This is a genomic window from Arthrobacter crystallopoietes BAB-32 (assembly GCF_000328305.2).
In the GTDB taxonomy this organism is placed as follows: domain Bacteria; phylum Actinomycetota; class Actinomycetes; order Actinomycetales; family Micrococcaceae; genus Crystallibacter; species Crystallibacter crystallopoietes_A.
On the sequence record NZ_ANPE02000202.1, the window covers coordinates 1 to 8,437 of the forward strand.

Annotated in this window: 7 protein-coding genes and 1 pseudogene; 5 read left to right on the forward strand and 3 right to left on the reverse strand. The window is 67.7% G+C overall.

What is annotated here, in order from left to right:
• A partial coding sequence (locus tag D477_RS16145; RefSeq protein ID WP_005271903.1) for an amidohydrolase family protein occupies window positions 1-314 on the forward strand: 314 nt, incomplete at its 5' end.
• The gene (locus tag D477_RS16150; RefSeq protein WP_005271904.1) at window positions 311-1,591 is read left to right on the forward strand and encodes a M20 family metallo-hydrolase; all 1,281 of its coding nucleotides are present in this window, start codon (window positions 311-313) and stop codon (window positions 1,589-1,591) included. The genes D477_RS16145 and D477_RS16150, both read left to right, overlap by 4 nt.
• A 52-nt stretch (window positions 1,592-1,643) precedes the next feature.
• On the opposite strand, the gene D477_RS16155 is transcribed toward D477_RS16150, so the two are convergent.
• Together D477_RS16155 and D477_RS16160 are read right to left on the reverse strand one after the other, a co-directional pair.
• Entirely contained in the window at window positions 1,644-2,711 is a 1,068-nt protein-coding gene (locus D477_RS16155; protein WP_005271906.1) for an LLM class flavin-dependent oxidoreductase, read from the reverse strand.
• Between the two features lie 149 nt (window positions 2,712-2,860).
• A complete protein-coding gene (locus tag D477_RS16160) occupies window positions 2,861-3,517 on the reverse strand; it encodes an isochorismatase family protein (protein ID WP_005271907.1) in 657 nt (218 codons plus the stop codon).
• Between the two features lie 103 nt (window positions 3,518-3,620).
• Here D477_RS16160 and D477_RS16165 point away from each other — a divergent pair, with 103 nt between their 5' ends.
• The 3 genes from D477_RS16165 (at window position 3,621) to D477_RS16175 (ending at window position 8,059) form a co-directional block, all read left to right on the forward strand.
• A complete protein-coding gene (locus D477_RS16165) occupies window positions 3,621-4,574 on the forward strand; it encodes a GlxA family transcriptional regulator (RefSeq protein ID WP_005271908.1) in 954 nt (317 codons plus the stop codon).
• Between the two features lie 230 nt (window positions 4,575-4,804).
• Window positions 4,805-7,213 carry a phosphoenolpyruvate synthase gene (gene ppsA / locus D477_RS16170; protein WP_005271910.1) on the forward strand — a complete coding sequence of 803 codons (2,409 nt, stop codon included), beginning with the start codon at window positions 4,805-4,807 and terminating at the stop codon, window positions 7,211-7,213.
• A complete protein-coding gene (locus D477_RS16175; RefSeq protein WP_005271915.1) occupies window positions 7,214-8,059 on the forward strand; it encodes a pyruvate, water dikinase regulatory protein in 846 nt (281 codons plus the stop codon).
• A 10-nt stretch (window positions 8,060-8,069) separates the two neighbouring features.
• Here D477_RS16175 and D477_RS16180 read toward each other — a convergent pair.
• Window positions 8,070-8,312, reverse strand: a pseudogene (locus D477_RS16180) (acyl-CoA dehydrogenase family protein); the annotation flags it as partial.
• Window positions 8,313-8,437 lie beyond the last annotated feature (125 nt).

Consider the following 8,437-nt stretch of genomic DNA (forward strand, 5'->3'; position numbering starts at 1 on the left):
CCGCCGAGGGGCTGACCCCCGAGGAGGCGCTGCGCAGCTACACCGAGTGGGCCGCCATCGCCACCGGCACCGATGCCGACAAGGGCACCCTGCGCACCGGCAAGCTTGCCGACTTCGCGGTCCTCTCCGGCTCGCCGCTGGACGCGCCGGACATTGCCGCCCTGGAGGTCCTCGCGACCATCGTCGGCGGCGAGTTCACCCACAACCTCCTGGATCCAACGTACGACGGCGGCGCCCCGGCTTCCGCCTCCTTCCCACCGGCCGCCGTGGCCACCTCGACCCAGCCCACCGCACCGATCGGAGCAGACGCATGACCACCACTGCCTCTTCAGCAGCACGCACCGCAGCCGCCGGCCGCGAGGCCTTCCTGGCCGACTTCCGCTCGATGAGCACCTTCGGTGCGACCGCCGGCGGCGGTGTGGACCGGCAGGCCGGCACCGTCGCGGACGGGCAGACCCGCAGCTGGTTCCGCGGCCTGGTCGAGGGCCACGGCTTCGAGGTCCGCTATGACCAGGTCGGCAACCAGTTCGCGCTGCTCGAACTCACCCCCGGCGCCCCGTACATCGCCGTCGGCTCCCACTTGGACTCCCAGCCGCTCGGCGGCCGGTTCGACGGAGCCTACGGCGTGCTCGCCGGAGCCCACGCCGCGATCCGGCTCAAGGAACGCTTCACCCAAGGCGACGAGACCGCGAAGTTCAACATCGCCGTCGTTAATTGGTTCAATGAGGAAGGCTGCCGCTTCAAGCCCTCGATGATGGGCAGCTCCGTCTTCACCGGCAAGCTGCCCGCGGAGCAGGTGCTGGCCACCACGGACCCGCACGGCACTACTGTCCGCGAGGCGCTGGAAGCCATCGGCACCGTGGGTGATTTCTCGCTGGACGTGGCCGCGTACCTGGAGATCCACATCGAGCAGGGCCGCTCGCTCGAGGACGCCGGGCTGACCATCGGCCTGGTCGAATCGACCTGGGGCGCCAACAAGTACGAGTTCGTGGTGCACGGCGAGCAGGCGCACACCGGCGCCACGATCATTGCGGACCGGCATGACGCGCTGCTCGGCGCCTCGCTGCTGGTGGTCGCGGCCCGCGAGATCGCCGACGAGTTCTCCACCGACGAGCACGCCGTCATCACCTCCTGCGGCGAGTTCAACGTCTTCCCGAATTCGCCCGTGGTGGTGGCCAGCCGGGTGAATCTGCTGGTGGACCTGCGCAGCACCGACCCCGATGTGCTGGCCGCGGCGGACGCCGAGCTGCACCGCCGGATCCAGGCCATCGAACAGCGCGCCGCCGTGAAGATCGAGCGCGGCGCCGAGCATGTCTGGGCGTCCAAGGCCTACGACGAAGCCGGCATGAAGCTGGCCGCCGAATGCGCCGACGCCCTCGGCCTGCCGCACGGCACCGTCCGCACCCTCGCCGGCCACGACTCGACCAACATGAAGGACATCGTCCCGACCATCATGCTCTTCGTGCCCAGCGTCGAAGGCATCAGCCACAACGAGAAGGAGCTGACCAGCGACGAGGACATGCTCGCCGGCGTCGACCTGCTCACCGAGCTGCTCGGCCGCGTGGCCGACGGCGAATTCGTCCGGCCGTAGCCAAGGGAGGAGCGGGCCGGCGGCCGGGTGAACGTGCCGGTGTGTGCAGTGCTCAGTGTGCGGGAAGTGCGTAGTGGTCGGCGATCAGTTCGACCGTCCGCGCCTGGGCCTGGCGTGAGTGCCCCATGACCACGAGCATCACTTCGTCGACGCCGGTCCGGGCATGAAGCCGTTCCAGGGCAGTGGCCACCTCGGGTCCGGTGCCGTTGATGAAACGCCGGGTGTAGAGGTCGAGGATGTGCTGTTCCTGCAGGGTAGCCGAGTAGGCCTCGACTTCTTCCGGCGGGAGCAGGCTGTAGGGCTTGCGCTGGAACATGCGCAGCATGGCCATCGCCGATGAAGCTGCCTGGCGTTTGGCCTCGGCTGGGTCATCGTGCGCGACGACGCCGACGCTGAGGAGGGTGTACGGCTCGTCCAGAACCTCGGAGGGCTGGAAACTCTCCCGGTACAGCTGCATCGCCGTGTCGACGTCGGCATCACCGAATTGCAGGGCAAAGGCATACGGCCGTCCGAGCTGCCCGGCCAGCTGGGCAGAGTACGGCGACGAGCCCAGAACCCAAAGCTCCGGTGCAGTCTCCGGGCGTGCGACGCGGTTCTGGTCGGCCTGCCATGGGCCCGGCACGGCGTGGACGTTCCCGTAGGCATGGCCATCCGGGAAGTCGTTGCCGAGGAAGGCTAGCAGCTCCAGCACCTGCTGCGGGAAGCCGTCGTTGGCGTCGTGATGCCGGCGCAGCGCCGCGGCGGTCTGCAGGTCCGTGCCGGGTGCGCGGCCCACGCCCAGATCGACCCGCCCGGGGGCCAGTGCGTCCAGCATGCCGAACTGTTCGGCGATCACCAGCGGCGCATGGTTCGGCAGCATGACCCCGCCGGCGCCAAGCCGGATCCGGTCCGTCGCACCGGTCAGCCGCCCCAGCATGATTTGGGGCGACGACGTCGCAGCCCCGGGCATGGCGTGGTGCTCGGACATCCAGAACCGGTGGTATCCCCGCCGCTCGGCCAGCTGGGCCAGCGCGATGATCTCGCCGAACGCTTCCTGGACGGTTTGTCCGATGGCGGTGTGCGCGTTGTCGAGCACCGAAAGCGCGAACGGGGCGGTGCCCGAAGGCGGGGCGGGGATCATGAAACTCCTTGGTTCTTGTAAAACTGTTTGGTTCGAGGCGTTCGGAAGGTGCGCGTCGGAAGGGGCTGCCCGACCATTCAGGCCGGACAGCCCCCTTCGCCGTCCGCTTCGCCGCGGCGCTTTGTCCTCAACGCCGCGGCGGCAGGGAATTATGCGTTGGCCAAAGTTGCGGTCCCTTCGAATGCGGCGCGACCCTGGATCGCAGAGGTCCCGAGGTCGCTCTTGGGCAGTGCCTCGCCGGTCTCGACGGCGGTGGCCCAGGCCTCGGTGGTGGCCACGGCGGCGAAGTTGGACTGGAGCAGGACGAGCAAGGTCTCGTGCAGATCCTCGGCCGGGACCTTGCCGGCCTCGTTCGCCAGGTGGGGCGAGCCGCTGGCGTCGGAGAGGATTTCGGCGGCGAGGCCGAGCTCCTCGGCCGCGGCGGCGGTCCCGATGTCGCAGTTGTTGGTCATGTAGCCAACGATCGTGATCGTGTCGACCTGCTGCTCGGCCAGCCACTGGGCGACGTCGGTGCCCGCGAAGACGCTGGCCTTGTCCTTGGTCACGCGCTTCCAGGACGGGGTGATGCGCCCTTCGATCTCGGGGTGCAGCTTCCAGCTCTCGGAACCGACGGCGAAGACCGGTGCGCCCTCGGGGTACTGGTGCTGGACCACCACTACGGGAATGCCCTGCTGTTCTGCGACATCGATGGCCCGCAGGATGTTGGCCAGCGACTTCTCGCGCGGCGGGTACTGGATCTGGAGGATCCCGTCGAAATACTCCTGCTGGACATCCACAATGATCAGCGCGCGGCGGGGTGCGGTCATGATTTCTCCTTGGTGTCGAACTACTTGTCCGATTCCAGTCTCCCGGGCGGCATCCGGTATCGTGAGTGGCGCAAAAGACGACTATGGATGGATTTGGGCCAAAGTGAAGATTGCCGTGCACGCCTTCGAGGGCATCACCATGTTCCACCTCGCGTCCCTGCTCATGGTGTTCGGCGAAGTCGGCCGCCAGAACCTCGCGGCCGGGTGGGAAGCAACCGCCTGGACCGAGGATGGACGCGGCATCCGGACGGCCGAAGGGCTCTCGCTCCACGATGTTTCCGGCCCGGAAACGATTGCCGGCGCCGACCTCCTCGTGTTCCCGGCTTGGCCCAACGACCTGCCCCGCGCGAACGATAACCTGACCGACCTGATCAGGACCGCCCACGCAGACGGGACCGCCGTCGCCGGCCTCTGCCTTGGCGCGTTTCCCGTCGCCGACAGCGGGCTTTTGGACGGCCGCACCGCCGTCACCCATTGGGCCTCCGCACCCCTTCTGACGCAACGCCGGCCCGCCGTTACCGTGGAAGACTCCGCCCTCTACCTCGACCACGGCGACGTGCTCACCTCGGCCGGTACCGCCTCGGCAATCGATGCTTGTCTCTACATCGTCCGCAAGCACCTCGGCTCCGCGGCGGCGGCGAAGGTTGCACGCCACCTCGTCGTTGCGCCCCACCGCGAGGGCGACCAGGCGCAGTACGTTGAGCGGCCGATTCCCGATCCCGGGGGCGTTGGCGACCTCGGCACCACGCTGGACTGGGCGCTCGCCAACCTCGGCGAGCCCCTCTCGGTCGGCGACCTCGCCGCCCACGCAGGCATGAGCCGGCGCAACTTCACCCGCAGATTCGCCGAAGCCACCGGCACCACGCCGGCCCGCTGGATCCTCTCCCGCCGCCTCGATGAAGCCAGGCGGCTGCTCGAAGCCACCGCCTGGCCAATCGAGCGGATCGCCCGCACCTGCGGCTTCGGCAGCACCGTCGGGTTCCGGCAAAACTTCGTCGCCGCCTACGCCACCACCCCCACGTCCTACCGGCAGCGGTTCACCGATTCGATGGTCTAATCGAGCCGCCCAACCACCGCACGGAAGAGCCACAGCGCGCAGGCTGGAGCCGATGGTACTTGGCGCGGCGCCGGGAATTGCCCAGTGGCGTCTTCTTGAGACTTTGATTACGTCGCTTTTGTTGCGTGGATCACATTTGCTTGCCTCCGGGTGGCGCTAACGGTCAGCCTTGGGCATCACCACATTCTGTCCGCAGCGCCTTTGTGCGCGTGCCCCACAAGGAGCACCACATGACCGACGTCCTTTGGTTCACCGACCTTGGCCTGGCCGACCTTGACCAGGTTGGTGGCAAGAACGCCTCTCTCGGCGAGTTGATCCGCAACCTGGCCACGGCTGGGGTCAGGGTCCCGGAGGGATTTGCGACGACGGCGGACGCCTACCGCCGTTTCCTCCAGGAGTCCGGCCTTGAGGAACGGATCGAAGCCATCCTCAAGGACCTGGACAGCGACAACGTCACGGCTCTGGCGAAGGCCGGGGCGGAGATCCGCGACCTCATCCGCCAGGCCCCGTTCCCTGCAGGCTTCGAGGAGCAGGTGCGCGGTGCGTACGCCGCGCTGACCGAAAGCCACGGCGACGAGTCTGAGGTCTCCTGGGCCGTGCGGTCCAGCGCCACGGCCGAGGACCTGCCGGATGCCTCCTTTGCCGGACAGCAGGAGACCTTCCTGAACATCCGCGGGATCGAGAATGTGCTGCTGGCCATCAAGGACGTCTTTGCCTCGCTCTACAACGACCGGGCCATCGCCTACCGGGTCCACCACGGCTTCACGCATTCCGAGGTCGCCCTCTCGGCCGGTATCCAGCGCATGGTCCGCTCCGACATCGGGGCGTCCGGTGTCATGTTCACCATGGACACCGAGTCGGGCTTTACCGACGCCGTATTCATCACCTCCTCCTACGGCTTGGGCGAGGCGGTGGTCCAGGGCGCGGTGAATCCGGACGAGTTCTACGTCCACAAGCCCACCCTGGCCGCCGGCCGGCCCGCGATCCTCAAGCGCGGACTCGGCGAGAAGGCCCTGCAGATGACCTACACGGACTCCGCCGAGGTCGGCCGGACCGTCGACTTCGGGCCCGTGTCGCGGGAGCAGCGGCTCCGCTTCAGCCTGACCGACGCCGAAGTCGAGCAGTTGGCCCGGCACGCGATGGCCATCGAGGCGCACTACGGCCGCCCCATGGACATCGAGTGGGGCAAGGACGGCGTCGACGGCGAGCTCTACATCCTGCAGGCCCGCCCCGAGACTGTTGAGTCCCGCAAGGCCAGCGGCACCCTCTCCCGCTACACCCTCAACGAACGCTCCGCCATCCTTGCCGAGGGCCGCGCGATCGGGCAGCGCATCGGCGCCGGCCAGGTGCGGGTGCTGGCCTCGATCGACCAGATGGCCGAGTTCCAGGAGGGCGACGTCCTGGTGGCGAACATGACCGACCCCGACTGGGAGCCGATCATGAAGAAGGCCGCTGCCATCGTCACCGACCGCGGCGGACGCACCTGCCACGCGGCGATCATCGCCCGCGAGCTCGGCATCCCGGCCGTGGTCGGCACCGGGAACGCCTCCCGGGTGCTGGCGGACGGAGCACCCGTCACCGTCTCCTGCGCCGAAGGCGAAGCGGGCCTGGTCTACGAAGGGCTGCTCGACTACACTCTGCACGAAACGTCGCTGGAGACGATGCCCCCGGCACCGGTGAAGATCATGATGAACGTCGGCACCCCCGAGCAGGCCTTCAGCTTCTCCCGGCTGCCGCACCACGGCGTCGGACTGGCCCGGCTGGAATTCATCATCAACCGGCAGATCGGCATCCACCCCAACGCCCTGCTGGCCCTGGAAGGCGAGATCGCGCGCCCCGCCGCACTCTCCGACTACAGCATCGAGCAGATCCGGGAGAAGATCGCGGCCTATGACGGACCGCGCGACTACTACGTGAAGCGGCTGGCCGAGGGCATCGCGTCCATCGCCGCAGCCTTTGCACCGGAGCCGGTGATCATCCGGCTCTCGGACTTCAAGTCCAACGAGTACGCCAACCTGCTCGGCGGTCCCGCCTTCGAACCCAACGAAGAGAACCCCATGATCGGCTACCGGGGCGCCTCGCGGTACCTCTCGGAGTCGTTCCGCCAGGCTTTCGAGCTCGAGTGCGAGGCCCTGAAGTTTGTGCGCAACGAGATGGGGCTGTCCAACATCAAGCTGATGGTGCCGTTCGTGCGCACCCTGGACGAGGCCCGCGGCGTGACCGAGCTGCTGGCCGCCAACGGCCTGCGCCGCGGCGAGGACGGCCTGGAGATCGTCATGATGTGCGAACTGCCCGCCAACGCCCTGCTGGCCGACGAGTTCCTGGACTTCTTCGACGGCTTCTCCATCGGCTCCAACGACCTGACCCAGCTGACCCTCGGCCTGGACCGGGACTCGGCACTGGTCGCCGGAGCGTTCGACGAGCGCAACCCGGCGGTCAAGAAGCTGCTGGAGCTGGCCATCAGCGCCTGCCGCGCCCGCGGCAAGTACGTGGGCATCTGCGGCCAGGGCCCCAGCGACCACCCGGATCTGGCCGAATGGCTGCTGGAGCAGGGCATCAGCTCGGTGTCGCTCAATCCGGACGCAGTGACCGACACCTGGCTGCGCCTGGCCCGCACCGGCAAGCGTTCCACGGTCTGAGTGCCTGACGCGCACAACGGGGAGACCACGGGTGCCGGGCAGAGCCCGGCTCCCGTGGTCTTCTTCCTCTCGGACAGCACGGGGATCACCGCAGAGACCCTCGGCAGCACCTTGCTGACGCAGTTTCCCAACCACCGGTTCGAGCGCCGCACCATCCCATTCATCACCACGGTGGTGGAGGCCTGCCGCGTCGTCGACCTGATCGACGGGGTTGCAGCCACGGGTTCGCGTCCGATCGTCTTTTCGACGGCGGTGAACCGGGAGATCCGCGACATCCTGTCGCAGAGCAAGGGGCACTTCGTGGACCTGTTCGGCACCCACATGGCCCAGCTGGAAGATGCGCTGCACGCGGCCGCCAGCGGGGAGCCCGGCAAGGCCCACGGCCTCGGCGACGCCATCCGGTACCAGTCACGCATGGCGGCCATCGAGTACGCCATCGAACACGACGACGGACAGTCCATCCGGGCGCTAGAGCGCGCGCAGCTGATCCTGATCGCCCCCTCGCGCTGCGGCAAAACCCCGACGACGATGTACCTGGCCCTGCAGCATGGCATCCTGGCCGCCAACTTCCCGCTCATCGAGGAGGACTTCGCCACCCGGTCGCTGCCCGAGCCGCTGCGCCCCTTCGTGCACAAATGTTTCGGGCTGACCTCCGTGCCGCTGCGGCTCAGCCAGATCCGCCAGGAGCGCCGCCCGGACAGCAAGTACGCCTCGCTGGCCCAGTGCAGCTGGGAGATCCGCAATGCCGAGGAGACCTACCGGTTCAACCACATACCGTACGTGAACTCCGGGGCCATGTCGGTCGAGGAAATCTCCGCCACCATCCTGCAGCAGATGAACCTGTAGGCAGCAGGAGTTACCGGAAGGCCGCCGTCCCGGTGATCTGGTTGCCCAGGATGAGGGTGTGCACCTCGTCGGTGCCTTCGTAGGTGCGCACGCTCTCCAGGTTGTTGGCGTGGCGCAGCGGAGAGTAGTCGAGCGTGATGCCGTTGCCGCCGAGCATGGCCCGGGCGTCCCGGCAGATCCGGATGGCCTCGCGGCAGTTGTTCAGCTTGCCCACGGAGATCTGGTACGGCTCCAGCGTCCCGGCGTCCTTTAGCCCGGGGTTTTCATGGGTGAGCGTTTGAAAACGTGTGTTTAAGCAGGGAAAGGGTGCTCTGAGCTGGGAAAATAGTGGTTGTCGAGACCGTTATTCTGCCTAGCGAAGGAGCACCCTTCCGGTGT

Bases quoted from the DNA above. Each gene is read 5' to 3' on its own strand.
- D477_RS16150 (WP_005271904.1), top strand. From the start codon at position 311: ATGACCACCACTGCCTCTTCAGCAGCACGCACCGCAGCCGCCGGCCGC.
- D477_RS16155 (WP_005271906.1), bottom strand. From the start codon at position 2,711: ATGATCCCCGCCCCGCCTTCGGGCACCGCCCCGTTCGCGCTTTCGGTG.
- D477_RS16160 (WP_005271907.1), bottom strand. From the start codon at position 3,517: ATGACCGCACCCCGCCGCGCGCTGATCATTGTGGATGTCCAGCAGGAG.
- ppsA (WP_005271910.1), top strand. From the start codon at position 4,805: ATGACCGACGTCCTTTGGTTCACCGACCTTGGCCTGGCCGACCTTGAC.